This is a genomic window from Bacillus sp. FSL R5-0659, assembly GCF_038008785.1.
Lineage (GTDB): Bacteria > Bacillota > Bacilli > Bacillales > Bacillaceae > Bacillus > Bacillus safensis.
Map to the genome: position 1 here is coordinate 1,074,689 of NZ_JBBOZU010000001.1, position 26,192 is coordinate 1,100,880.

The window sequence follows — 26,192 nt, forward strand, 5'->3', positions numbered from 1 at the left end:
GTAATTCTTCTCCTTATCTTCCAAGCAGTTGCTTGCTGGATTTAGCACCTTGGTCATAGAAAATATATTTCTACTACACCGGTTGCTGAGGCTTCACAGGGCCAGTCCCTCTGCCTCTCTTGATAAGAAAGCAATATGAACATGTCAATGAATTGAACTTCCATCAACTGTAACGAAAAATACAGAATTAATCAATGGAAAATTTGAAATTTATCGAAAATTTATAAATTGGACATCAATCGGCAAATCAGCCTTGCGCATAAGAGAAATAACCTCTTGTAAATCATCTTTATTTTTCCCTGTCACACGCACTTGGTCATCCTGAAATTGTGATTTCACTTTGATGCCAGACTGCTTGATGAGTGCGTTAATCTTTTTGGCGTTGTCTTGATCAATCCCGCTGATCAGCTTCGCACGCTGGCGTACTGTACCGCCAAGAGCATGCTCGGTTTTTCCGTAATCGATGTTTTTAGTTGGCACATTTCGTTTGATCAGCTTTGTCACAAGTACATCTTTTAGCTGCTCAAGCTTGAAGTCATCATCAGAAATGAGAACAAGTTCTTCTTTCTCGAGAGAAATGTCACTTTTACTTCCTTTAAAATCATAACGGTTTTTAATTTCTTTTAGCGCTGCTTGAACAGCGTTTTGCACCTCAGGCAGTTCGACCTTTGATACAATGTCAAATGAGCTTTCTTTTGCCATCACACATGACCTCCAAGTATTGATATTGCGTCTATTTTATCATGCCAATAGCCGAAGAAGAAACTTTATCGAAGAGATGAGGCAAAGAGTTCAGCCGGCTGCGGTATAAATCGTGTCCAGTTTGTCCACTTTAGCTAACAGAACTAGAGATGTTCATGCGGGAAGAAGTATAGTAGAATAAAGTGAATCAAAAGTTGAACGAACGCTCTTTTATGGGCAGATAGGAAGGAAGAGAACATGAGACCAGGTGAGCAACTGACCTTGCAAATAGAGAACGAAATGGAATACGGCTACTTTTTGACAGATGGTGAAGATTCGGTCCTCTTACACCGCAGTGAAATGACAGAGGATCTTGATGACCGAGATGAAGTAGAGGTCTATTTATATGTAGATCATGAAGAAAGACTCGCTGCCACAATGAAAATTCCTACAATTAACGCACATACATATGGCTGGGTAGAAGTTGTAGACGTGGTAGAAGACATGGGCGCATTTGTCGATGTTGGACTGTCAAAGGATGCACTTGTGGCAACAGAACACCTTCCGCCATTTGAGGAAGCATGGCCGAAAAAAGGAGACAAACTCTACTGTATGCTGAAAGTCACAAGCTACGGCAGAATGTTCGCAAAACCAGCCACAGAAGACGTGATCAGTGAATTGTTTACTGAGGCACCAGAAACCTTAATGAACAAAGAAATTACTGGAACAATCTATCGTTTAATTGCGACAGGTTCTTTTATGCTGACAGATACAGGCGTGCGAGGGTTTATTCACCGCACGGAACGAAAGGAAGAGCCAAGACTAGGTTCGACCGTTACAGGACGCGTTATTGCAGTGAAAGAGGATGGAACCGTGAACGTTTCTCTGCTTCCTAGAAAACAGGATGCATTATCTGTCGATGCAGAAGAAATTTTAACCTATATGAGAACAAGAAACGGCGCTATGCCTTATGGAGACAAAAGTGATCCAGAGGATATCCGTGAAAGATTTCAAATGAGCAAAGCAGCCTTTAAACGAGCACTAGGTCATCTGATGAAAAATGATCTCGTTTACCAAAAAGAAGGCTGGACATACGAGAAAAAGTGAGCATTTGCTCACTTCAGCGTGCAGACAAACCCTCGCATTCGGTGTCAGTCCTGCGTGCCGGTGCTCACGAATGTCAAATTCGCTCCGCTCCGGTACTCGTCCTTCCTAGGGCTGCAAAGGTTTTCAGGTCACGCTGAAAAGAAGACAAAGTTCTAAAATAAAGTTCATTTTAGCCCTTTGTCAATGATCTAAAAGTGAGCATTTGCTCACTTTTTTATTTTTGTCTTAAATAATGGATTTTTTCTATGAAAAAAGTCATGAAAACCTTCACTATAGCATTGAAACAACGCCCCTCAAATCCGATAAAAAAGGAGTAAGGATGATAAAAGGAGTGTGTTTTTGGATGAAAGTGAAGATTTCATTACTTCTGATGGCAGCCATGCTTATGGTGCTCGCCGCATGCGGTAATCAACAGGAGGGGTCGCCAAAATCAACTGCGAAGCATATTGGCGTTATGCTCACAGATGATGGTCTTGGTGATCAATCATTTAACGATTCATCATTTAAAGGATTAGAAAAAGCACGTGATGAGCTTGGCATTGAATTTGATTATAGAGAAATTGCAGAAACTGATACATATGAAAAAGGGCTGACAGAACTCGTAAAAGATGGTAATGATCTCATTATCGGTGTAGGTTTTAGTATGCAAGAAGACCTAGAAAAAGTCGCAAAGAAATATCCGAAGAAGCAGTTTCTTCTGATCGATGCCGTATCTGAGCTGAAAAATGTGACCTCTGTGACGTTTAAAGAAGAGGAAGGCAGCTATTTAGCAGGTGCACTTGCTGCGATGACAACGAAAAGCGATGTCATTGGATTTGTTGGCGGTGTTGATGCGGACGTCATTCATCGTTTTGAAAAAGGGTTTCAAAAAGGCGCCAAATCAGTCAATCCAAAAATCAAAATCTTATCTACCTATGCCGGTACATTTAGTGATGCAGGCAAGGGCGGTAAAATAGCCAAAGATATGATCAAAAAGAAAGCAGACGTTTTATATGCCGCAGCCGGTTATTCAGGTGTTGGTGTATTAAAAGAAGCGCAATCGCAAGGCAAATATGCCATTGGTGTTGACAGCGATCAGTACTATACTGCAGAAAAAGCTGTGATTTCATCTATGGTAAAAAAAGTCGATGAAGTGGTCTATCAATTCAGCGAACAGGTCGTCAAGAACAATCAAATTAAAAGCGGACATGTTGTCTATGACTTAAGCAATGATGGAATCGATATGGCAAAAATCCGGATCTTGAAAAATGCTGAGACACTGACCAAAAAATTAAATGGTCTGAAGCAGACGCTTCTAAAAGAAGAGGGGGGCGCATCATGAGTTTACGCGTCAAAATTTTACTCAACTCACTTATCTCACTTCTTTTAGCAGTTGGCGTCATCGCCTTTATCATTGTCAGCATGACAAAGATTCAATCATCAAATGAAGCAGATGTCCAAACCTTATTAAACGTACAAAAAACGAAGGCAAGCTTTGAAAGTGTCGAGCAAGCGATGACCAATTATTCGATGACACTTTCAGATGAACAGCTAGAGATCGTTCAAAACGATATTTCTACAGCAAAAAAACAGCTGCAAACGTTAAACAAGCATGCAGGAAATTTGAACAAAGAGGCATTAACAAGGTTAAATTCAAAATATGACACATGGACCAAAGAAGCCAACAATGCCATTGGTGAAAAAAACGCCTCGGATGCAAGACGTGTGGCAGCAAGAATTGATGGCGTTTTAAACGATGTGCATACGATGAATAAAAGAGCAGAAGAAGCGTATAAACAAAATCTAGAGGATGCAGCAAACAATGTACAATGGATTATTACAAGTGCACTCGTCTCAGCCCTCACACTGATTGTCATTGCCGTCTTTTTGAATATTGGACTAACGCGATCCATCGTGACACCTATCAAATCACTTTCCTACAGAGCAAAGCAGATCGCAGAAGGGAATCTTGCTGTGGAGCGGACAGATATTCAGCGTAAGGATGAAATCGGCGGCTTGAATGAATCCTTTAATCAAATGACAGATCAGTTGATTAGTTTGATTAAAGAAATCAGCCATGTCTCAAGCCGAGTAGAGACATTCTCGATCCACCTGAATGATGAAAATAAAAAGATGATGGAATCTGCCAATCAAGTATCTGTCTCAACAGACGAAATGGCCAATGGGGCACAAGCGATTTCAGAAGATCTCCAGCATGGCGTCAGCTTGATTGAAAAAATGGATCAGCATGGACGTAAAAATTCCGAACGCTCACAAACGGTCATCCGCAGTACAGAGGATGCCATCGAAGCCGTAGAAAGCGGAAAGCACACGTTAACAGAAACAAAATCAGCGATTGAAAAAAATACACATGCCACGAGACAAATCGAAGAATCAGCAGGAGAATTCACGCAATACGCCAGCGGAATCTCGGCCATGGCCAAAACGGTTTCTGACATTGCGGACCAAACAAACTTACTTTCCTTAAACGCAGCCATTGAAGCGGCAAGGGCAGGCGAAGCTGGAAAAGGCTTTGCCGTTGTAGCAGATGAAATTCGCAAGCTTGCCGATGAATCGTCTAATGCAACAAGACAAATTTTTGACATGGTCAGTCATATTGAAAGAGGGATTCAATCCATTAGTCAAACGGTTCAAGAAGGGGTCAAGCTTTCACTTCAGCAGCAGGATGCGATGGACAAAACCTCACACTCCTTTGAAGATATAGAAACAAAAGCGCAGCATATTAAACAAGAAATGGCGGTCTTAAATGACCAAATTATCCAATCAACAGAACTTGGCGGACAAGTACTGCACTCGATTGAAAATATTAGTGCAGTAGTAGAAGAAACAGCAGCTGGCAGCGAAGAAATTTCTGCCTCAGCCAATGAACAGCTGCAATCGTTCCATCAAATGAACAAACAAGTCGAAGAATTGATGAGTATGACGGCAAGGTTAAATGAAACCGTCCAGCGATTTAAACTTTCATAAGAAAAGCACCCTTCCCGTGTTGTGTCAGGGAAGGGTGCTTTTTATGATCATTTGCCTGTAAAAAAGATCGCAAGCGTGCTAGGTCCTGAATGGGACCCCACAGCGGCGCCGATGATATGAACATCAATTTCTTTAGGATGAAATTCGTCTTCAATCAGTTGTTTCATGTCTTCTGCAAGTGCAGGATCATCACCATGACTAATGCCAACCGTTTGATTAGGCCAATCCGTTCCGCGTTCTTTCATTAGTTCAATAATACGTTTCAGCAGCTTTTTACGTCCGCGGATTTTTTCTAGTGGGATGAGTTTTCCATCTTCGACATGTAAAATGGGTTTAATGCTTAACAAACCGCCAACAAATGCGGACGCTTTACTGATCCTTCCGCCTCTTGCTAAATACGTTAAATCGTCTACAGTAAAAATATGTTGTAAAGATTCACAAAAATGCTTTACAGACGTTTCAATTTCTTGTATTGTATTTCCGTCAATGGCAAGTGATTGAGCGTGTTTGACAGCAAGCCCATAGCCGAGTGAAGCGCATTTAGAATCAATGATTCGTAAATCAAAATCAGGATATTCTTCCTTCACTTCATTTGCCATCATCATAGCTGTCTGATATGTACCTGAAAGCTCTGATGAAAAAGCGACATAGATGGCAGATGTATGGGTTTGAGCGGCAGAGACAAAGGCTTCCTTGATTCGGTTTGGTGAAGCCTGTGACGTTTTTGGACTGGCTCCTTGTCTCATCGCATCAAATACTTGTTTTGGTTCAATGGTGATCAAATCCTCAAATTCCTGCTCGCCAAGCAACACGCGGAGCGGAATGAGTGTTATGTTATGTTCATCATAATAAGAAAGAGGCAGATCAGCAGCACTGTCTGCTATGATATGAACAGTCATATAAATCCCTTCTTTCTAAAAAATAAGCCATATTTTACATCTTTTTAGCCTAACTATATCATAGAAATCATCTTTTCGTGTTCAAATTCTAAATTTTAGGGAAAACCATAGAGAGAATGGTAAGTGGAGGAATGACAACATGTTCATTGGAGAAGCAAAAAAACTCATTGTCGTCGTTATTGGTGCATTACTCAATGCGATTGGACTGAATTTATTCTTAATCCCAGCTGACGTATATGCGAGCGGTTTTACAGGGGTAGCCCAGCTGCTATCCAGCTTAATCGATCAATATGCGCCATTTTATGTATCAACAGGGATTCTATTATTTATTTTAAACATTCCAGTCGGCATTTTAGGCTGGATGAAAGTTGGCCGTTCCTTTACTTTGTACAGCATCATCAGTGTTGCACTAACAACCATTTTCCTTGGCGTTTTACCAGAAACGAGTGTTTCCCATGATATTTTATTAAATGCTGTGTTTGGCGGTGTCATATCCGCCGTAGGGATTGGGATCACGCTCAAATACGGGGCATCGACAGGTGGACTCGACATCGTTGCTATGGTATTAGCAAAATGGAAAGACAAACCAGTTGGCACGTATTTCTTCATTTTAAATGGAATCATCATTTTTACAGCAGGATTATTACAAGGTTGGGAGAAAGCATTATATACACTTGTCACATTATATGTGACCACAAGGGTCATTGATGCCATCCATACAAGACATGAGAAGCTGACCGCGATGATTGTGACGAAAAAAGCAGATGAAATAAAAGAAGCCATTTACGGAAAAATGGTCAGAGGTATTACGACTGTACCTGCAAAAGGTGCATTCACCAACGAGCAAAAGGAAATGATGGTGATCGTCATTACAAGGTATGAGCTGTATGAACTTGAACAAATTATTAAAGAAGTCGATCCAAAAGCCTTTACAAATATTGTGCAGACAACCAATATTCTTGGATTTTTCAGACGAGATTAAAAGGTGGGTAGCAGATGAAAAAAGGGTTGGTACTTCTTCTCATTCTATTGTTTTTAGCCGCTTGTGGACAACAAAAAAAGGATGAACCAGACAAGGAGGTTTCCGGTCAAATGGGAGAAAAAACGGTTGTACTCACAGTAGACCCCGTCCAGAAAGGTTCTTCAGTTCAATTTAACATGTCACTGAAAAATGAATCAGATCGAGATATTGAATTTACCTTTAACACAAGCCAAAAATTCGAGCTCAGTGTGTATGACGAAAACGGGAACGAACAATATCGCTATTCGAAAGACCGTATGTTCACACAGGCCATCCAAACTTTTGTGCTGAAAAAAGGCGAGGCCTATGATTTTCAAGACACGTGGTCAAACGGTGTAAAGCCCGGAACGTACGAAGCGGTTGTAACGTTTAAAGGAAAAGCAGAAGGGCTGAAACAAATCACGGAGAAGAAAACATTCCAAGTCAAATAAGCAAGGGAATTAGAAAAAGCTGTCCATCAAATGTGGACAGCTTTTTTATGTCAGAGATCATCAAGCAAGTCTTGGAAGGTATGCAGCTGGTTTCTTTCTGCATCTGTCGAATTGGCAAATGCAGAGGATACGGCATTTTTCGCTCGTTTGACTGCCTGTTGACGCTCTAACCCAGATGAAAATGAAGAAGTAAGAGCTTCTTCAGTAAATGATTTGGCTTGATCAAAAAGTTCGTTTCTCACAATGAACCTCCAGAAGCATCAGTCTTCATATTTCCTCTGTCTGACGCTTCTTCAAGTGTCGAACGGTAAGGAAAACGTGCATCATGAAGACTGACTGAATCTTTACCTTGTTGTATAAAGCGTTTCGATTTGCTTCTTTTACCCATTCGGAATCCGCCCCTTTACACAAGCTGACAGGACAACCTGTCTAACGGTAGTATGCCCGTTTCCATCTGCTATGTATGAATGGAAAAATTAAAGCGAGAAGTAATTCGTTAGAAACTTTGCAATCCCGTCTTGTTCATTCGTATCAGTGACTTCATTTGAAACACGTTTCACGGCATCAATTCCGTTGCCCATTGCCACACCGCATCCAGCAAATTCAAGCATTTCTAAATCGTTGTCTTCATCTCCGAATGCCACAATCCGCTCCTTAGGAACACCGTAATAATCACTGATCTTTTGCAATCCAACAGCTTTGTTCATGCCTGTTTTAATGATTTCAATCACGTGCCACGGGGCAGCCCAGCGTCTGTGATCAATCACTTCTGCATGAACATCTGATAAATAGCTTCGAATAGCTCCGACGTCCTCTTCTTTTGCATGAATTAACACGCTCGTCACATTCTCTCCAAGGTTGTCCCTTAGGTCCCCAACAGTGACTTTGTTTGCATTCATATTAAAGACATCAATGAGTTTTTCATCATGATAATGGAAATACAAATCGTCTAACACTTCAGCTAACACATTGTGCACTTTATACTCTTCACTAATGTCTACAAGCTGTTTGACCACTTGAAGATCAAGTGACGTATGAAATCTGCCCCATTTCTCATCAAGAGGATGATGGACAAACGCTCCGTTAAAATTCACAATTGGTGAATCAAGCTGTAATTGCTGATAATAAGGAGAGCTGGATCGAAATGGCCGGCCTGTTGATATACAGACGTGATGCCCGCTGTCTCTCACTTTTTGAATGACGTCAAGTGTGTGCGCAGAAATGGTTTTATCATCTTTTAATAATGTGCCATCCAGGTCAAGTGCGATTAGATAAGGTTTAGTCTCCATAAAATCTCCTTTGATCTGTAAGTGATAGGAGGCAATTCATGTTAGCGCCTCTTTCTATAGTGTATCTTTATCACATCTTTGTTGTCTACATGTTAAAATAAACAAAGACGGGAATGATAAAGGAGGATTCATAGGCTGTGATCACCATTGATGAGCAAATTACGCGCGATATTCCATTTTTACATATCGTAAAAGCTGAAAATAAAGACAAACCGCTGCCGCTTGTATTTTTTATTCACGGATTTACAAGTGCACGAGAGCATAATTTACACTTCGCCTTCCATCTGGCGGAAAAAGGCATGAGAGTCATTTTGCCTGACTGTGCTTATCATGGTGTAAGATCAGAAAACCTCAGCTTAGAGGAACTGGCATCAAAGTTCTGGGAAATTGTCCTGAACGAAATTCGTGAAATCGATATACTCAAAACATACTTTCAAGAAAAACAATTGATTGAAGCCGATTTGATAGGCGTTGCAGGTACTTCCATGGGCGGCATCACCACCTTTGGTGCACTTGCCAAGCATGATTGGATCAAAGCCGCTGTCAGCCTGATGGGGAGTCCGAACTATACGACGTTTCTAAAAGCACAGATCATGGACATGCGTCACAAAGGGTTGATGAAAGACATTACAGACGAAGAGGTTCATCTGCAATTAGACGCCCTGCGCCCATATGATTTAACGCTGCAAACGGATCGATTAAACAAAAGACCGCTGTTATTCTGGCATGCAGAAAATGATCCTGTGGTCCCGTACAGGCACGCAAAATCCCTATACGATGAGTTAGCGGCCACACAATATAAGCAGGATCCGCACCTGATTCGCTTTATCACTGATGGACAAGCTGGCCATAAGGTCTCAAGACAAGCGATGTTTGAAACGATTGACTGGTTTGTGACTCATCTGAAAAGCACAAACGTTTAGTCATAAGAAAAAGTACGTTATACTAATGGAAAAAGGAGTGGATATCATGGATGAAGCATTGAAAGAAAATATTTTAGGCGCCCTAGAACAGGTGATTGACCCTGAGCTGAATGTCGACATCGTCAACCTTGGACTTGTCTATGATGTCGATCTTGATGAGAATGGAAAAGCGGATATCACCATGACCTTAACATCAATGGGTTGTCCTCTTGCACCAATTATCGTGGATGAAGTCAAAAAAGCATTAAGTGATCTTCCAGAAGTAAAAGAAACAGAAGTTCACATCGTATGGAATCCGCCTTGGACACGAGACAAAATGTCAAGATACGCAAAAATCGCGCTCGGTATTCAATAAGCACAAAATGAAAAATGCCTGGTATGAGATAAACTCATGCCAGGTTTTTTTATGAAAAATTAAGGTGGAGGAAGAGAATGGCTTGATATAATGGATGTAATTTTATAGAACGGAGTACCTATCATGAAACGAAAATGGCTATGGGTCGTTCTTTTGATCGTATATGCTGCTGCATTTTTTGTATCAATCACTATACGAGAAGGCCAAACACACAAAAAACAGGATCTTGAGGCTTTTACTGATGTTAGTCATCTCATGCCTGTCAAAATCAAAAAAGTTGTTCAAGGGAAAGAAATAGACACGTTAAAAGAAGTATTGAAAGAAGCAAAAGCAAAACACCTGCCGATTTCTATTGCCGGTAAACAGCATAGTATGGGCGGTCACACATATTATGAAAACGGCATCGTGCTCGATATGACGGAATTCCGCCAGATTTTAGCGTTTGATCCTAAAAAGAAAACGATTCGGGTTCAAAGCGGCGCTACATGGGATGATATACAAAAATATGTGAATCCATATGGTCTTGCTGTGAAGGTAATGCAATCGCAGAATATCTTTACAATTGGCGGATCTTTAAGTGCAAATGCACATGGACGTGACATTCGTTACGGGTCACTCATTGACACAGTTCGCTCATTCAGGCTGTTAAAAGCAGACGGTGAGATTGTCACAGTAAAGCCAGGCGATGATTTATTTACTGCCGTCATTGGGGGATACGGTTTGTTCGGTGTCATTTTAGATGTGGAGCTTTCTTTAACAAAAGATGAACTATATAAAATGGAGACAACCTCTCTGGGTTACGATGAGTATACGGATTATTTTCAAAAGCATGTCAAACACAATAAAGAAGTACGCATGCATCTTGCCAGAATCTCAACAGCGAAAACAAACTTTTTGAAAGAGATGTATGTGACGAATTATTCACTTACTTCACAACAAGGGATTGAATCATATCAAGAACTGAAAGAAGATCAACTCGTCATGCCTTTGAAATTTATGCTCGGCCTTTCAAGAAGATTTGATATGGGAAAAGATCTGCTCTGGAATTTGCAAAAAAAGTATTTCTTAAGTCAAAATGATCAGCTGATCACAAGAAACAATGTGATGCGTTCTGACTCTGCCTTTTTAGAATATGAAAATGAATCTGACACAGATGTGCTGCAGGAATATTTTGTCCCAGTTGACCGTTTTCGTGCGTACATTGATGACATGAGATCCTTTTTACAACAAGAAGATTTGAATCTAATGAATATCACAATACGTTATGTACAAAAAAATGAAAAAGCGGATCTTTCATATGCGAAACAAGATATGTTTGCACTTGTGCTTTTAGTGAATTACGGGTTCGAAAAAGAAGAGAAGGCGGAAGCCGAGCGAATCATTCGAAAAATGACAGATATCACGCTGCAGCACGATGGAAGCTATTACTTACCGTACATGCCCTATCAAACGAAGGCACAAATGAAGCGGGCGTACCCTAAAACCGATGTATTCTTCCAAAAGAAAAAACAAGCAGATCCAGATGGCACGTTCACCAACTACTTTTATGAGAGGTACAATACACAATGAATGCAAAAGCAATGAAATGGTTCGTCTACTCACAAAGTCTGCTGTTTTTCGCCAGCAGTTTGATTTTCCCTTTTTACATTCTTTTTATTAAAAATATAGGGTCAAGCTATTCACAGTTTGGTCTTGCCTACGGCCTGTTTGGTTTAAGCGGAGCATTCATTCATTTACTTTTAGGAAAACTGCCCGAAACCACCGACAGGCGGATCTTTTTAATCATTCATTCGTTCGGTATGGCGATTCTTTTGCTGCTTTTTCCGCATATAACAGAAGTGGAGCAAGTGTATATGATTCAGCTGGCACTTGGTGCGCTAGGCGGCTTTCAAAAGCATGGGGAAAAACTGCTCGTCACTGATCTGACAACAGAGAACAAAAGAATGAAAGAAGTCGGTCACTATCATTTTTGGACAGCCCTTTTTTCATCCATCGCTATTATGCTTGGAGGCCTGTTTGCTGATTTCTTTACCGTTTACTTCATTTTTTATGCAAGCTCTATATTATATTTATGCAGTGCGCTCATGGTCATCTATATCAAAAACGAAAGATAAATCCGCATGTCTCATGAAGATATGCGGTTTTTTTGTTGAAAAAAAATGAAAACAAATATTAAATATACAATTGAATTAATTTTTATACATGTTATAATGTTAAATAATTTCACAAAGATCAAGAGGGTGTATTGACGTTGAAAATAGGTATTATAGGTGCTACAGGGTACGGTGGTGCGGAATTGGTTCGTATCTTCAAACATCATCCGCATGTGGAGGAATGTATATTGTATTCATCAAGTGGTGATGGGCAATCATACAGTCAATCTTATCCGCATCTAACAACGATTACTGACCAAACATTAAAAGCCATTGACCCGGCTGCTATTGTGCAAGAGACAGATGCTGTGTTTTTAGCGACTCCAGCAGGCGTATCAAGTGAACTGACGCCAAAGCTTATGAATCAAGGAGTGCCGATCATTGATTTATCAGGTGATTTGCGCATTCAAGATGGAGACACCTATGAAGCTTGGTATAAACGAAGGGCAGCGGATGAAGCATCTGTTCAACAAGCGGTGTACGGTTTATCCGAACTGAATCGAGACAAAATTCAACAAGCTGAAGTGATTGCCAATCCGGGCTGCTTTCCTACCGCAGTTCTTCTCGGTTTAGCACCGCTCATCAAACAGAATGTCATCGATGAATCTATGATTATAATAGATGCAAAAACAGGGGTGTCCGGTGCCGGACGATCTGCCTCACTTGGAACGCATTTTTCAGAACTAAACGATAACTTTAAAATTTATAAGGTGAATGAGCATCAGCATACGCCAGAAATAGAGCAAATATTAAGAGAATGGAATCCGCAGACGGCGAACGTCACATTTTCTACGCATCTTGTCCCGATGACAAGAGGGATTATGGCGACGATGTATACACAGTTAAAAACGGATGTCACAAAAGAAGAATTGATGAAGCGAATGAAAGGCTTTTACGAAGATTCCTATTTTGTCAGAGTGAGAGATCACGGCGTTTATCCACAAACGAAAGAAGTATATGGCAGTAACTTCTGTGACATTGGCTTTCATTTAGATGAGCGAACAGGGAGACTTACAATCGTGTCGGTCATAGACAATCTCATGAAAGGCGCGGCCGGCCAAGCGGTTCAAAACTTCAACATCATCAAAGGCTTACATGAAGAGGCGGGCCTCACAATGACACCTCTTTATCCATAAGAGAACAGGGGAGACAACAAACATGATCGAATTGAATGAAAAAAGCATTGTCAAAATAGACGGTGACGTATCATCACCAAAAGGCTTTGAAGCGAAGGGGATTCACATTGGCTTGCGCTATTCAAAAAAAGACCTTGGCCTCATCGTCAGCGAAGTACCAGCAGCAAGTGCAGCGGTCTACACACAAAGTCACTTTCAAGCTGCGCCTCTCAAAGTCACACAACAAAGCTTAAAAAAGACAGGACAATTAAAAGGTGTCATTGTCAATAGTGCCATCGCCAATGCATGTACTGGTGAGCAGGGATTAAAAGACGCATACGACATGCAGGCAGCCTGTGCAGATATGTTAGGTGTAGCACCTGATTACATTGCTGTTTCTTCTACTGGTGTCATTGGGGAATGTCTGGAGATGGATAAAATCAAAAAGGGCATCGCCGAGTTAAAAGAAGCAAAAGCCGAAAAAGGCCATTTTGAAGAAGCGATCTTAACGACAGATACTGTCATTAAAAATACAACATACACCCTTACGATAGACGGAAAAGAGATCATCATTTCAGGCGCAGCAAAAGGCTCTGGCATGATTCACCCGAACATGGCGACAATGCTTGGCTTTGTCACAACAGATGCAAATGTCGAACAGGAAGCGTTACAGCAAGCGCTTCGTGACATTACGGATGTAACCTTTAATCAAATTACCGTCGATGGAGAAACGTCGACAAACGATATGGTGCTCGTGATGGCAAATGGCATGGCAGAAAACGATGTACTCAATGAAGAGCATCCAGAATGGCCATTGTTTAAAGAAGGATTAAAACTAGCTTGTGAGGATTTAGCCAAAGAGATTGCGAGAGATGGAGAAGGTGCAACGAAATTAATTGAAGCGAAAGTCGCTGGTGCTAAAAATAATTTGGAAGCCGGCATCATTGCGAAAAAAATCGTTGGTTCAAGTCTTGTCAAAACCGCCGTATATGGTACGGATGCTAACTGGGGCCGAATCGTTGGAGCCATTGGTCATAGCGCAGCTTCCGTCACTCCGGAAGAGGTAGAAGTTTATTTAGGCGGACAATGTTTATTCAAACACAATGAACCGCAGCCATTCTCAGAAGAGGAAGCAAAAGCATATCTAGAGCAGGATGAGATTACGATTTTCATTCAAATGAGTGAGGGAAATGGTGAAGCAGCAGCTTGGGGCTGTGATCTCACCTATGATTATGTGAAAATTAACGCGAGCTATCGCACATAAAGAAGGAGATAGACATGGATAAAACGATCGTGTTCAAGTGTGGAGGCAGTGTCATTCGAGAACTTTCAGATACCTTCTATGAAAATGTCCGCTCACTTCAAGCTGCTGGGTTTAAGCTGGCTATCGTGCATGGCGGAGGACCTGAAATCACCGACATGCTGCAAAAATTAGAAGTGAAAACAGAATTTGTTGACGGTCAGCGTAAAACAACGAAGCCTGTGTTAGAGGTAGCCGAAATGGTTCTCTCGGGAACAGTCAATAAATACTTTGTGTCAGAGCTCGCAAAGCATGATATACCATCTGTCGGCGTATCCGGTAAAGATGGGCAGATGCTTGTCGCCGATTTCCTTGATCAAGACGTTTATGGGTACGTTGGCGAAATCAAAGAAGTTCATCCAGAAATGGCGGAAGCACTCATGGAGAAACAATTCATTCCTGTAATTGCGCCGCTGTCTATGACGGAAGAATGCCAAACCTTAAATGTGAATGCTGATTTAGCAGCATCAGCTGTCGCCGGAGCCATGAAAGCTGATAAGCTCATGTTTGTCACAGATGTTGAAGGCATTTTAAAAAATGGTGAACTATTAGATGTCGTCACCGAACAAGAAGCCCTTTCACTCATTGATGAAGGCATTATTTCCGGGGGAATGATTCCAAAAGTACAATCCGCTTTGAGTGCTTTATCAGGTGATGTAGATGAAGTGATGATCGTAAATGGCAAAGGCAGTATCTTTACAGGAGAAACCTTTAAAGGCACAAGAATCGTAAAACAAAAGGAGGCGGTCCTGTGAGTCATCTTTTTCAAAATTATGGACGGTGGAATGTTGAAATTAAAGAGGCAGCAGGTTCTTGGGCAGTCGATACAAATGGGAAAAAATATTTAGACTTTATCCAAGGCATTGCAGTAACAAATTTAGGCCACAATCATCCAAAGGTCAATCAAGCCATTAAGGAACAGCTTGATCACGTCTGGCATGTGTCGAATCTGTTTGAAAATGGTCTGCAAGAAAAAGCAGCAGAAAAGCTGGCAGCAAACAGTTCAGGGGATCTCGTATTTTTCTGCAATAGCGGAGCTGAGGCAAATGAAGGTGCCATTAAATTAGCACGTAAAGCGACAGGGAAAACAAATATCATCACATTTTTGCACTCTTTCCATGGGCGCACGTATGCTGGTATGGCTGCCACAGGTCAAGATAAAATCAAAACTGGCTTTGGTCCTATGCTAGAAGGCTTTCACTATGTACCGTTTAATGAACCAGACGCTATGTCAGCCTGTGCAGTCGATGATGTGGCAGCGGTGATGCTGGAGGTTGTGCAAGGTGAAGGTGGAGTGAATCCAGCGACACCAGAATTTCTAGAAGCAGTTCAAGCATTTTGTGAAAAGCATGAAGCACTGCTGATTGTAGATGAAATTCAAACGGGCATTGGTCGTACAGGAACAGCATTTGCGTACGAAGAGACGTGTCTTGATCCTGATATTATCTCAGCAGCAAAAGGGTTAGGAAACGGCTTTCCAGTTGGTGCAGTTATAGGGAAAAAAGCTCTAGGAGATGCATTTTCCCCAGGTTCACATGGTACAACATTTGGTGGAAATATGCTTGCCATGGCCGCTGTGAATGCGACACTCGATCTAATTTTCAAAGAAGAGTTTCTTTCAGAAGTGAAAGAAAAGGGTAATTACTTGTTAGAAAAGCTGCAAAATGTCAAACAGCTGAATATCGTAAAAGAAGTGCGGGGAAAAGGATTGATGGCAGGTATTGAATGTGATCAGCCAGTCGGTGACTATATCTCAGCTCTTAGAGAACAAGGGTTGCTGGTGCTTCCAGCTGGTCCTAATGTCATTCGTTTATTACCTCCGCTGAATGTGAAGAAAGCAGAGCTGGATCAAGCGATCGAAGCAATTGTTCAAGTATTAGCCAATAAAACAGTTTCGGTGTAAATTTTTTTACAAAGAAACGTATAAAAATACATTTATATCATTAATTATTCAATTTTGGGGTGACATAAGCATGAAAGGTTATTTAAATTTAGAAGATGGAGCCTCTTTTGAAGGAGATCTGACAGGAGAAGCTGGCATCACAGGTGAAGTGGTCTTTTTTACAGGTATGACAGGTTATCAAGAGGTGCTCACAGATCCTTCCTATAAAGGTCAGATCATTGTTTTCACATATCCGCTGATCGGAAATTACGGCATTAATCATGAAGACTTTGAGAGCAAAAAGCCTCAAGTAAAAGCGGTGGTTGTTTACGAGGCAGCAGAGCATTTTTCACATCATCTTGCAGCGGTCAGCTTAAAAGATTATTTACAAAAGTGGAATATTCCGCTTCTGACACATACAGATACGCGCGCAGTCGTGCAAAACATCCGGGCAAATGGAACGATGAACGCTGTGCTCAGTGTAGACGAAAACGAAACGCCGCCTGCAATGAAACAAGACAATGTCGTCGCACAGGTGACAGATAGCGAGATCTACACACAAGGCAGCGGTGAGGAACATGTGGCGCTCATTGATTTTGGCTTTAAAAAATCCATTGCAGATTCGCTTGCAGCGCGCGGCTGTAAAGTAACCATCATTCCATATAAACAAATGGAAAAGGTGTTTGAGATCAAACCAGATGCGATCCTGCTGTCAAACGGACCTGGAGATCCGAAAACCATGACACCGTATTTAAAAACGATTCATGACATCATGATGACATTTCCGACACTTGGAATCTGCTTAGGTCACCAATTAATCGCTCTTGCACTTGGCGGAGATACGTATAAGCTGCCATTTGGCCACAGGGGAGCGAATCATCCTGTACAGGATACAGAATCCAAACGTGTCTTTATGACAAGTCAGAACCACAGCTATGTGGTGAATGAAAAAAGCATGAATGACAAAGAAGTGGATGTGAAATTCCTTCATGTCAATGATGGATCTGTAGAAGGGTTCATTCATAAAGAAAAGCTGATTATGTCAGTTCAATTTCATCCAGAAGCACACCCAGGGCCTGCTGAAAGTGAATGGGTATTCGATGATTTTATTGAGAAAGTGAAACAAGCAAGGAGAGAAGTCGCACATGCCTAAAGATCAAAGCATACAAACCATTCTAGTCATCGGGTCTGGTCCAATCATCATTGGTCAGGCAGCAGAATTTGATTACTCAGGAACACAAGGATGTATGGCCTTAAAAGAAGAAGGCTACAAAGTCATCTTAGTGAATAATAACCCAGCAACCATTATGACAGACGAGTCATTTGCTGATGAAATCTATTTTGAACCGCTTTCAGTTGATTCAGTGACAAGAATCATTGAAAAGGAAAAACCAGATGGTCTTTTAGCCAACCTTGGCGGACAGACGGCTTTAAACCTTGCTGTCGAGCTAGAAAAAGCCGGTGTGCTGAAAAAGCATGGGGTAACTCTGCTCGGAACGTCAGTTGAAACAATTGAAAACGGTGAAGATCGAGAGAAATTCCGTGCTCTCATGAAGCATTTGAACGAACCTGTGCCAGATAGTGAAATTGTGGATAATGCGGAAGATGCCCTTCAATTTGCAAAAGAAGTCGGCTTCCCAGTCATCCTAAGACCAGCATACACACTTGGCGGTAAAGGCGGCGGAATCGCTCTAACAGAAGAGGCATTTAAGCCGCTCATTGAAGGAGCTCTTTTAGCGAGTCCGATTCACCAGTGTTTAGTTGAAAAAAGCATAGCTGGCTTTAAAGAAGTCGAATATGAGGTCATGAGAGACCGTCAAAATACGTGTATCACGGTATGCAACATGGAAAATATTGATCCAGTTGGTGTGCATACAGGAGACTCAATTGTCGTTGCACCTTCCCAAACATTAACGGATCAGGATTATCAAATGCTCCGTTCAGCGAGCCTGAAAATCATTTCAGCGCTGGATGTAGTCGGCGGCTGTAACATCCAATTTGCCCTTGATCCACTCAGTAAAGAATACTTTGTCATTGAGGTGAATCCTCGGGTCAGCCGTTCATCCGCTCTTGCATCAAAAGCAACAGGCTACCCGATTGCGAAAATGGCAGCTAAGCTTGCGGTGGGGTATACGCTAGACGAATTGAAAAACCCGCTCACAGGCACAACCTATGCTAGTTTTGAGCCGGCACTCGATTATGTTGTCGTGAAATTCCCGCGCTGGCCGTTTGATAAATTTAAACAGGCAGACCGTCAATTAGGCACAAAAATGAAGGCTACTGGCGAAGTCATGGCGATTGATCGGAATTTAGAATCAGCCATCCAAAAAGCAGTTGCATCCCTTGAAATTAAAACGAAGGGCTTCCACCTGCCAGAACTGAAAGAGCAATCGACAGAACAATTATTTGAACTCATCAAAACACCAGACGATCGCCGGTTTTTCGCTGTTATGGAGCTTCTTTCAAGACAAGAAACGGTTGAAACGATTCATCAAACGACGAAAATCGATCGATTCTTCTTACATGTGTTCCAGAATATGATCACGCTCGAACAAGAATTGAAAGATCATAAGGGGACGCTATCAAAAGATACCTTGAAAAAGGTAAAAGAAAAAGGCTTCCTTGATGAAACGATTGCTCTTCTTACGGGTCAAACGGAAGAGTCAATCAGGCAGCTCCGTCAAGAGTACGGGATTGCTGCTTCATTTAAAATTGTCGACACATGTGCGGCGGAATTTGATGCAAAAACGAATTACTTCTATTCCACCTACTTTGGCAAAAGTGATGGTGAGCATCAAGAAAAAACAAAGCAGCGTGCTCTTATCATTGGCTCAGGTCCGATTCGAATCGGGCAGGGGGTCGAGTTTGATTATAGTGCTGTTCATGGCGTTCTTACTTTGCAAAAGCTTGGATTTGAAACCATCATGATGAACAACAATCCAGAAACAGTCAGTACTGATTATGAGATTGCAGATCGTTTATATTTTGAACCGATTACATTAGAGCACATCCTAAACGTTGTGGAAGCAGAACAAATTGATTTTGTCATTGTCCAATTTGGCGGACAGACTGCGATCAACGTCGCAGAAGGCTTAGAAAAAGCCGGTGTCACGTTGTTAGGTACGTCCTTTGCTACGCTGGATGCACTTGAAGACCGTGATTTATTCTATCAGCTTCTTGATGAACTGAACCTTCCTCACGCAAAAGGAGATACGGCTCATTCAAAAGAAGAAGCACTTGTACATGCGAAAAGCATCGGTTACCCTGTATTAATTCGCCCATCGTATGTCATTGGCGGAATGGGAATGATCGTTGTTCAGTCAGAAGCACATTTGGCGTCACTGCTGGATCAGCCAGATCATTTGCCATACCCAATCTTAATTGATGAGTACGTCACTGGAAAAGAAGTTGAAGTGGATCTTATTTCTGACGGAAAAACAGCCTTCATTCCAACGATCGTAGAACATATTGAGAAAGCGGGCGTGCACTCAGGTGACAGCTTTGCCATTTTACCAAGCATCTCGATCAGTGAAGATATCAAACAGCAGGTGCATACCGCGTCTGAACAAATAGCGAAGAAATTAGTGTTCAAGGGCATTATGAATATCCAATTTGTCATCAAAGGTGATCAGGCGCTTGTATTAGAGGTGAATCCGCGGGCAAGCCGGACTGTTCCAGTCGTCAGTAAGGTAATGGGCATTGATATGATCCCAATGGCCACTCAATTATTAGCTGGTGCGGCGCTTGAAGAGCTAAACCCTGCAACGAAAAACAAAGGGGGGACAGCGGTCAAATTCCCAGTGTTCTCATCCCATGCCATTCAAGATATCGACCTCAAGCTGACACCTGAAATGAAAGCGACAGGAGAAGGAATGTGTGTAGGCAAGAACGCCGAAAGCGCCTTGAAAAAAGTGTTTGCACCGATCTGGAAGAAACAAGGAAGCCTCTTTATACAAGGCAGTGAGCAATTGATCGATGAAGCGAAACATGCAGGCTTTGACGTCTGGACTGGCAGCTTTGAATCCTGGCTGCAGAATGAAGATAAATCCCTTCATATTCATTTAGGAGAAGATGAAGAGGCAAAAGAGCAGCGTGTAAAAGCACTCACACACGGCGTTCAAGTCCTAACCGAATATGAAACTGTTCAAGCATTCCTGCAAGGGAAAAATGGAGATGTGTCACCAGTATCGCTCCATGAATTATATAAAAAGGAAGTGACGGCATGAGTCAAATCGACGTGCAACCGGCATTATACGGAAAAGACTTTTTATCATTAAAAGATTTCTCAATCCATGAGATTGCTTATTTAATTGAAAAAGCGGAAGAAATGAAACAAAACCCATATCAAGATTTATTCAAAGGGAAAACGTTAGCAATGATTTTTGAAAAATCTTCGACTAGAACCCGTGTCTCGTTTGAAGCGGGAATGACGCAGCTAGGAGGACATGCGCTCTTCCTCAGTTCAAATGATTTGCAAATTGGCAGAGGGGAAACCATCAGTGATACAGCGCAGGTGCTGTCTGGCTATGTCAACGGTATTATGATTCGAACCTTTGAGCATGAGAACGTTGAAGAGCTTGCACAATACGCGTCTATTCCAGTCATTAATGGATTAACTGACTACTCACATCCATGTCAGGCCCTTGCTGATTTATTAACGATTAAAGAAACAAAAGGCACGTTAAAAGGAATCAAAGTCGCCTATATCGGTGACGGAAATAACGTGGCGCACTCCTTGATGGTCGGCTGTGCGCAGCTAGGCTGTGACATTGCGGTTGCATCACCAAAAGGCTATGAACCACTTCAAGAAGTAACAGACACTGCCCGTGAGTTTGCGAAACAATCAGGCGCAGAAGTGACCGTGACGACAGATCCTGTCGCAGCTGTAAAAGATGCAGATGTTATTTATTCAGATGTGTTTACAAGCATGGGACAGGAAGCAGAAACAGAGAAACGTCTTGCTGAATTTAAAGAATATCAAATCAATGACGAACTGATAAGTCATGCTGCAAAGGACTATATTTTCCTTCATTGTCTCCCGGCACATCGCGGCGAAGAAGTGACGGCAGATATTATTGACGGGCCGCACTCAAAAGTATTTCAGCAGGCAGAAAACCGCCTGCATGTGCAAAAAGCGTTAATGAAAGAACTTATGTATCAACCATCCAAATAAATCAAAGTGTCCCTGACTCGTATGAGCAGGGACTTTTTGCATAAAGGATTGGAGAGGCAAGGGACGGGACATAATAACATCAATCGAGAAAGGAGGATGAAAATGGGTCAGCAGCATCAATTTAAATCAGGGAATAAAGCACCAAATAATGGTGTGTATATCGAGATCGGTGAAACTGGCAGTATGGTGAAAGATCCTTTAAAGATTAAGCTTAAAGCAGGCGATGTCTTTCCTGATAACTCGAACCATAATCGTGTTTGGACTTACCAAAGAAAGCCGTAAGCAATTGACTAAGAGTCATAAGGAATAAGTCTTTAGAGGCATGTGTCATGCCTCTTTTTTCTTTATAATAAAAAGCAATTAAGTTCCAATTTTCAAATAAATAGTATGGAAATTAAACTAAAATGTGTAATTGGAAAATATTGTTGAAAGGATTTGTGTGATGGAAAAGATGAATCTCAGTGAAAGTGTTTGGAATAAACGCTTCACCTCATTATTCATATCAAGACTCATTAAAAACACAGGGGAAAGTTTTGCTTTTACATCCGTCCTTTGGCTATTGATTTTAAGAGGGGATGGAGCGCTCGGTACAGGACTTCTTCTAGCAGTAACTGTTCTCCCTTCATCTTTGTTAGCCCCAATATTAGGACCTCTTATGAAAAAGCATCATTTGTCTAAATGGATGTTCGCTTCAGATGTTGTTCGAGCAACAATTGTACTCATTATTCCACTTCTGCACTTTTCGCATCTATTGCCTCTATGGTTATTGATCTCATTAATGGTTATTCAATCGGCAACAGGTGCAGCATATAATCCAGCTTCGGTGGCCATCTTACCGCAGATTGTTCCAAAGCATCTCATTCAAAAAGCTAATGCGATCCTGCAATCTTCTTTTGAGATTGTTGCACTTGCAGCAGTCATGGTGGCTGGTCTTTTGGTTAAATTAATTGGACCTGCTGATACCCTGCTGATCACCACTGCTTTATTTGTTATTTCTGGTCTGTTTATTATCGGGGTTAAGCTGAAGAAAACCGATGAAGAAAAAGCAGCAGGCATTAAACAAGCGAAGAATACATATTTGTATAACTTAAAAAGAGGGTTTCTCGTTGTCAAAAACCATCACATTTTATTTGCACTCACACTTTATTGTATCTTAATGAATGTCGCAGCAGCTCCGTGGCAGGCGCTCTCAGCGGTATACGTAGCAGAAGCGCTGCAAAGCGACTCCATGGTGTATTCCATTTTAAGAGGCGTTGCTGCAGTTGGCGCGTTTATGATGGGCTTTGCTCTAGCGAAGGTCAAAATTAAGAGATTTGGTTTGTTCTTTATTGTCGCTGGCATGATTGAAGGGGCTGCGTTCTTTATTACAGGAATGAGTACATGGCTGCCGGTCGTTCTCCTTGCTTCCTTTATTTTTGGAGCTGCTGTCAGTGCGATCAATGTACCGGAAATGGTCATTATTCAAACGTCTGTTGACCAAGAGGATCAGCCGCAAGTATATGCTGTGATCAATGCGTCATCAAATGTCTTTCTCCCGCTTGCAGCTGTCGTATCAGGCGTTCTGGCAGAAAGATTTGGAGCGGGACCTGTCATTGCTGGCGGAGGAATCCTTGAAATTTTATCAGGTATCGCGATCTTCCTGTTTACAGGGCTTGCGAAAAGCCATTTGACAGCGGACAAACAAAAGTCCGAAACTGTCGAGGTGTGAACAATAAAAACCCCCTGTATGTTATAGACAGGGGGTTTTAGCATGCCGCTTTTCAATCACGCAGAAAAAAAGAAAAAGAGCTAAACATCATTTTAGCTCTTTTTCACAAATCGATTTCTTGCATATTAAGAGTGTTTTGTTGAACTTTCCGTTTCTTTCATTGGACTTACTTCAGCAAAGATGAATAAAATAACCGTAAACACAACTGCAAGAATGGAAGTGAGCGTAAAATCATAAGCAGCTCCATTCATAGAGGCAACGATGTAACCGGCCATATGTGTCAGCAGAAAAGTCCAAATGAGGGTGATAATATAATGCATAATCCCACCGTCCTTTATGTAACAATCTATTGATTATCATACCATAGATGCAAGTGAAGGGAAAAGAGTGTTTTCCGCCTTTATGTGACCATTTTTAGACCTTCTGCTATAAAAATAAAAAGAATTCTTCTGTCTTTAGGGGATTTCCTTATTCCTACAAGAGTTGTTGTTCATATCATAGAAAGCAGAATCACTGAAAGGAGGCTGGCCATATGGGTGTAAGCGAACGTTTTTTCCAGCTTGGTTCCCAGTGGAACATCATTCACCTTCCTCAAAAACCAAATGGCTTTGGCATTCTAATCCTCGGTGACCGAAATCACTTTGTGCAGGAAGATACATCATTCTGGCTTCAGCATTATGGAAGAAACCAGCTTTTAACTGCCTTAAAGGATGAAGGATATACATTGTTTAATAGTCAACTTCATGGGAATCACTGGGGATGCGAAGATGCTGTTTTTAGTGCCAAGCAGCTCGTGCATCACACATTAAAACAAGAAATATTAAACCGGGAAATTCATGTGCTCGCAGAGGGAATGGGCGTACTTGTTGCCATGAGCCTTGCTGAGGAGATGCCTGAAGTGTTAAGGTCCATTGCGATGATGAATCCATGTCTGAATTTGGATGCACAACGAGAAAGAGAAAAGGAACACAAATTCTTTTACAAGCAGCTGATCAAAGAGTTAGCAGAGAGCTATGGCTGTTCTGAAAAGGAAGCTGAAACGTATGCACTGCCTTCTTGCCCTGTTCATTCTGCTCATGTGCCGATTCATATATGGCAAAGACTAAACGGCGCACCTTATGCATATGAACTTCACGCAAAGCCTTTTATTGATCAGCATATGAAAAATCCAGAACATTGTCAGATCGATCTCACACTGCATATGTTTGATCATCCGAGAAGAATCTTTCAATCCATTCACAAGTTTTATAAATCGCATGAAAGAGAATTGTGATGAATAGGATGATAACAGCCCTTCATAGAAAGGGCTCTTCTTTTTATTCGATATTAAAAAAGGGGACATGAACATGGAAACAGGACTGATCATAGGGGCAGATGAGTTTTTTGGCCTGACACTTTGTGAATATATGATGAAAGAGGGCATTCAAGTGGATATCACGCGTCCTCATGATCTTAAAGAAGAACAAAAAGGACTGTTAGAAGAGCGGATGATGTGGCTGGGCAGAAATGATCTCGTTCGTGTCATTGACCTTCAGGATAGCAAAGACACGTATGATCTCATTTTTATTCAATCAGAGGAACCGCATAACAGGCAGGAAGACATCAAAGCAAAGCATGGCATGTACCGGATTCTTTTTGATAAACCTGAAAACGAATCAGCAAAACAGAATGTGCCGGCAGTGATTCTTCCTCACATGTTCGGACCATGGACACTCAATGAAGATCAAACAAAGCGTGCAGATTCATTTTTTGTAGAAGATGTGGCGAAGAACTTGTTACAATGGGCATCAGACACAGGTCAAAGACAGGACATGACGTATGAATTGAAGGTAGAAAGCGAAACAGATGACAAAAAAGCAGAAGATATGATAGCTGAATGGAAAAGACAAAACTCAACATTTTTCGACAAAAAGCAAGAATGATCTTCCATCTTATCTTTTTTCAGTATAAAATAAACCTATATTTAACATACAGGTTCATCACTGCATGTTGCAAAAGGGAGTTGAACATGGCATGAAGTACCAGCGGCTTGTCATGATCTTTTCGTTCCTTCTTCTATTATCTGCCTGCTCGCAGGCGCCTTTAAAAGGAAAAATTGAGAAGGTGGGTTTACTCGTCCCCGATACGATCAATGATCAAGTTTGGGGAACGAAAGGTTATAAAGGCTTATTAAGTATCCAATCAACATTTGGTGTAGATGTTTATTATAAGGAAGGAATGGTCGACAAGGAGAAAATCGTTGATGCCATTGAAGAATTCCATAAAAAAGGAGTCAATTTGATTATTGGCCATGGCAATGAATACAGTGAAATTTTCAACTTGATCAGTGAAGATTATCCAAACATACAATTTATTACGGTCAATGGAAACAAGCCTCAGGCGGACAATGTCACAAACGTGACATTTAAAGGTGAAGCGATGGGCTTTTTCGGAGGCATGACAGCTGCACATATGTCTAAAACAAAAAAGATTGGTATTCTTGCTACATATGATTGGCAAAGTGAGGTAGACGGCTTTATCAAAGGGGCAAAATATCAAGATGAACATGTACAAGTGTTAGCAGAGTTTGTCGAAAACTGGGATGATGCTGACAAAGCGGTGGAGCTCTATCAAAAATTAAAAAAGCAGGGCGTAGATGTTGTGTATCCCGCAGGTGATGGTTATAATATCCCTGTCATTGAACAAATCAAAGCCGATAATTTATCAGCGATCGGGTACGTGACCGATCAATCCAACCTCGGAAGTCATACGGTTTTAACGAGCACTGTCCAGCATGTTGATAAAGCGTACAGCATCATTGCAAAGAAATTTAATGAAGGCAAGCTAAATGAACAAGGTGAGTACTCCTTTGATTTTAAAGAAGGAGTGATCGAGATGGGGAAATTTAGCACCACCATTGACGACGCTTTTGTGAAAGACATTGAAAGTGATATTGCGTCTTACAAAAAAACTGGCAAACTGCCAAATGAAAAGTGAGGAGACGACGATCATGCAGCACGAAAAATCGATGGAATTTTTACAAATTGCCATGAAGTATTTTCCGCAGGCAAAGGAAGAATTAGATAAAGCAGGGATTCAGCTTGAGCCTGAAGCGCTTCAGCCGCTGCTAACATTATTTACATCTGTCATGCAGGAAGCATACGAGCTTGGAAAAGCAGATGCAGAATCAGAAAAAGCCACAGAATAGT

28 protein-coding genes and 1 riboswitch are annotated in these 26,192 nt (G+C 41.5%); of the genes, 22 read left to right on the forward strand and 6 right to left on the reverse strand.

The genetic code is table 11. The features are described 5' to 3' along the window. Positions 1-10: 10 nt before the first annotated feature. A riboswitch (SAM riboswitch) is annotated at positions 11-129 on the reverse strand. 81 nt (positions 130-210) lie between these two features. Further along, positions 211-702: a YajQ family cyclic di-GMP-binding protein gene (locus NSQ72_RS05315; RefSeq protein ID WP_012009527.1), complete on the reverse strand. Its 492-nt coding sequence runs from the start codon at positions 700-702 to the stop codon at positions 211-213. A 237-nt stretch (positions 703-939) separates the two neighbouring features. Here NSQ72_RS05315 and NSQ72_RS05320 point away from each other — a divergent pair, with 237 nt between their 5' ends. The 3 genes from NSQ72_RS05320 (at position 940) to NSQ72_RS05330 (ending at position 4,755) form a co-directional block, all read left to right on the forward strand. Continuing rightward, positions 940-1,788: a CvfB family protein gene (locus tag NSQ72_RS05320; RefSeq protein WP_041089776.1), complete on the forward strand. Its 849-nt coding sequence runs from the start codon at positions 940-942 to the stop codon at positions 1,786-1,788. Positions 1,789-2,131: 343 nt separating this feature from the next. Then, positions 2,132-3,109, forward strand: coding sequence for a BMP family lipoprotein (locus tag NSQ72_RS05325; protein ID WP_039177730.1), 978 nt, complete (start codon positions 2,132-2,134; stop codon positions 3,107-3,109). Continuing rightward, positions 3,106-4,755: a methyl-accepting chemotaxis protein gene (locus NSQ72_RS05330; RefSeq protein WP_341083497.1), complete on the forward strand. Its 1,650-nt coding sequence runs from the start codon at positions 3,106-3,108 to the stop codon at positions 4,753-4,755. The genes NSQ72_RS05325 and NSQ72_RS05330 overlap by 4 nt, the downstream gene beginning before the upstream one ends. A 47-nt stretch (positions 4,756-4,802) precedes the next feature. Here NSQ72_RS05330 and NSQ72_RS05335 read toward each other — a convergent pair whose 3' ends face one another. Continuing rightward, positions 4,803-5,654, reverse strand: coding sequence for a DegV family protein (locus tag NSQ72_RS05335; protein ID WP_144491072.1), 852 nt, complete (start codon positions 5,652-5,654; stop codon positions 4,803-4,805). 139 nt (positions 5,655-5,793) lie between these two features. Between NSQ72_RS05335 and NSQ72_RS05340 the strand changes: the two genes are divergently transcribed. Together NSQ72_RS05340 and NSQ72_RS05345 are read left to right on the forward strand one after the other, a co-directional pair. Continuing rightward, positions 5,794-6,636, forward strand: coding sequence for a YitT family protein (locus tag NSQ72_RS05340; protein WP_039177740.1), 843 nt, complete (start codon positions 5,794-5,796; stop codon positions 6,634-6,636). A gap of 14 nt (positions 6,637-6,650) precedes the next feature. Beyond that, positions 6,651-7,106, forward strand: a complete 456-nt coding sequence (locus tag NSQ72_RS05345; RefSeq protein ID WP_039177744.1) for a BsuPI-related putative proteinase inhibitor — start codon at positions 6,651-6,653, stop codon at positions 7,104-7,106. Positions 7,107-7,156: 50 nt separating this feature from the next. Here NSQ72_RS05345 and NSQ72_RS05350 read toward each other — a convergent pair whose 3' ends face one another. The 3 genes from NSQ72_RS05350 to NSQ72_RS05360 form a co-directional block, all read right to left on the reverse strand. Then, positions 7,157-7,348, reverse strand: a complete 192-nt coding sequence (locus NSQ72_RS05350) for a DUF3813 domain-containing protein (RefSeq protein WP_024425070.1) — start codon at positions 7,346-7,348, stop codon at positions 7,157-7,159. Beyond that, positions 7,345-7,494, reverse strand: coding sequence for a hypothetical protein (locus tag NSQ72_RS05355; protein WP_024425069.1), 150 nt, complete (start codon positions 7,492-7,494; stop codon positions 7,345-7,347). The genes NSQ72_RS05350 and NSQ72_RS05355 overlap by 4 nt, the downstream gene beginning before the upstream one ends. Positions 7,495-7,582: 88 nt before the next feature. Beyond that, positions 7,583-8,395: a Cof-type HAD-IIB family hydrolase gene (locus tag NSQ72_RS05360; RefSeq protein ID WP_064498287.1), complete on the reverse strand. Its 813-nt coding sequence runs from the start codon at positions 8,393-8,395 to the stop codon at positions 7,583-7,585. A 137-nt stretch (positions 8,396-8,532) separates the two neighbouring features. Here NSQ72_RS05360 and NSQ72_RS05365 point away from each other — a divergent pair, with 137 nt between their 5' ends. The 13 genes from NSQ72_RS05365 (at position 8,533) to NSQ72_RS05425 (ending at position 23,004) form a co-directional block, all read left to right on the forward strand. After that, complete coding sequence (locus NSQ72_RS05365; RefSeq protein WP_024425067.1) at positions 8,533-9,318, forward strand: alpha/beta fold hydrolase; 786 nt, start codon at positions 8,533-8,535, stop codon at positions 9,316-9,318. Between the two features lie 46 nt (positions 9,319-9,364). Then, positions 9,365-9,673: a metal-sulfur cluster assembly factor gene (locus NSQ72_RS05370; protein WP_024425066.1), complete on the forward strand. Its 309-nt coding sequence runs from the start codon at positions 9,365-9,367 to the stop codon at positions 9,671-9,673. Between the two features lie 123 nt (positions 9,674-9,796). Beyond that, complete coding sequence (locus NSQ72_RS05375; protein ID WP_106025278.1) at positions 9,797-11,242, forward strand: FAD-binding oxidoreductase; 1,446 nt, start codon at positions 9,797-9,799, stop codon at positions 11,240-11,242. Beyond that, positions 11,239-11,787 (forward strand): MFS transporter, encoded by a 549-nt coding sequence (locus tag NSQ72_RS05380; protein ID WP_064498289.1) that lies wholly within the window; start codon positions 11,239-11,241, stop codon positions 11,785-11,787. The genes NSQ72_RS05375 and NSQ72_RS05380 overlap by 4 nt, the downstream gene beginning before the upstream one ends. Positions 11,788-11,924: 137 nt before the next feature. Continuing rightward, positions 11,925-12,962, forward strand: coding sequence for an N-acetyl-gamma-glutamyl-phosphate reductase (argC, locus tag NSQ72_RS05385; protein ID WP_064498290.1), 1,038 nt, complete (start codon positions 11,925-11,927; stop codon positions 12,960-12,962). Positions 12,963-12,984: 22 nt separating this feature from the next. Further along, the gene (gene argJ / locus NSQ72_RS05390; RefSeq protein WP_039177764.1) at positions 12,985-14,205 is read left to right on the forward strand and encodes a bifunctional ornithine acetyltransferase/N-acetylglutamate synthase; all 1,221 of its coding nucleotides are present in this window, start codon (positions 12,985-12,987) and stop codon (positions 14,203-14,205) included. A 14-nt stretch (positions 14,206-14,219) separates the two neighbouring features. Then, the gene (argB, locus tag NSQ72_RS05395) at positions 14,220-14,996 is read left to right on the forward strand and encodes an acetylglutamate kinase (protein ID WP_039177767.1); all 777 of its coding nucleotides are present in this window, start codon (positions 14,220-14,222) and stop codon (positions 14,994-14,996) included. Further along, the gene (locus NSQ72_RS05400) at positions 14,993-16,144 is read left to right on the forward strand and encodes an acetylornithine transaminase (protein ID WP_341083501.1); all 1,152 of its coding nucleotides are present in this window, start codon (positions 14,993-14,995) and stop codon (positions 16,142-16,144) included. The genes argB and NSQ72_RS05400 overlap by 4 nt, the downstream gene beginning before the upstream one ends. Before the next feature lie 70 nt (positions 16,145-16,214). Further along, entirely contained in the window at positions 16,215-17,276 is a 1,062-nt protein-coding gene (locus NSQ72_RS05405; RefSeq protein ID WP_341083503.1) for a carbamoyl phosphate synthase small subunit, read from the forward strand. Next, complete coding sequence (locus NSQ72_RS05410; protein WP_341083505.1) at positions 17,269-20,349, forward strand: carbamoyl phosphate synthase large subunit; 3,081 nt, start codon at positions 17,269-17,271, stop codon at positions 20,347-20,349. Before NSQ72_RS05405 ends, NSQ72_RS05410 begins: the two co-directional genes overlap by 8 nt. Then, positions 20,346-21,296, forward strand: coding sequence for an ornithine carbamoyltransferase (argF, locus tag NSQ72_RS05415; RefSeq protein WP_341083506.1), 951 nt, complete (start codon positions 20,346-20,348; stop codon positions 21,294-21,296). The genes NSQ72_RS05410 and argF overlap by 4 nt, the downstream gene beginning before the upstream one ends. A gap of 102 nt (positions 21,297-21,398) precedes the next feature. After that, entirely contained in the window at positions 21,399-21,578 is a 180-nt protein-coding gene (locus NSQ72_RS05420) for a YjzC family protein (protein ID WP_008348517.1), read from the forward strand. Positions 21,579-21,738: 160 nt separating this feature from the next. Beyond that, on the forward strand, positions 21,739-23,004 hold the full coding sequence (locus NSQ72_RS05425) for an MFS transporter (protein WP_024426491.1): 1,266 nt from the start codon (positions 21,739-21,741) through the stop codon (positions 23,002-23,004). A 125-nt stretch (positions 23,005-23,129) separates the two neighbouring features. Here the strand turns inward: NSQ72_RS05425 and NSQ72_RS05430 are convergent, their stop codons facing one another. Beyond that, the gene (locus NSQ72_RS05430) at positions 23,130-23,324 is read right to left on the reverse strand and encodes a YjzD family protein (protein ID WP_003211779.1); all 195 of its coding nucleotides are present in this window, start codon (positions 23,322-23,324) and stop codon (positions 23,130-23,132) included. A gap of 212 nt (positions 23,325-23,536) precedes the next feature. Between NSQ72_RS05430 and NSQ72_RS05435 the strand changes: the two genes are divergently transcribed. From NSQ72_RS05435 to NSQ72_RS05450, 4 genes are all read left to right on the forward strand, one after another. Then, the gene (locus NSQ72_RS05435) at positions 23,537-24,277 is read left to right on the forward strand and encodes a hypothetical protein (protein WP_341083507.1); all 741 of its coding nucleotides are present in this window, start codon (positions 23,537-23,539) and stop codon (positions 24,275-24,277) included. Positions 24,278-24,350: 73 nt separating this feature from the next. After that, positions 24,351-24,926, forward strand: a complete 576-nt coding sequence (locus tag NSQ72_RS05440; RefSeq protein WP_059374928.1) for a hypothetical protein — start codon at positions 24,351-24,353, stop codon at positions 24,924-24,926. A gap of 91 nt (positions 24,927-25,017) precedes the next feature. After that, complete coding sequence (locus NSQ72_RS05445) at positions 25,018-25,980, forward strand: BMP family ABC transporter substrate-binding protein (RefSeq protein ID WP_058838840.1); 963 nt, start codon at positions 25,018-25,020, stop codon at positions 25,978-25,980. A 13-nt stretch (positions 25,981-25,993) separates the two neighbouring features. Further along, positions 25,994-26,191 (forward strand): ComZ family protein, encoded by a 198-nt coding sequence (locus NSQ72_RS05450; RefSeq protein ID WP_024425054.1) that lies wholly within the window; start codon positions 25,994-25,996, stop codon positions 26,189-26,191. Position 26,192 lies beyond the last annotated feature (1 nt).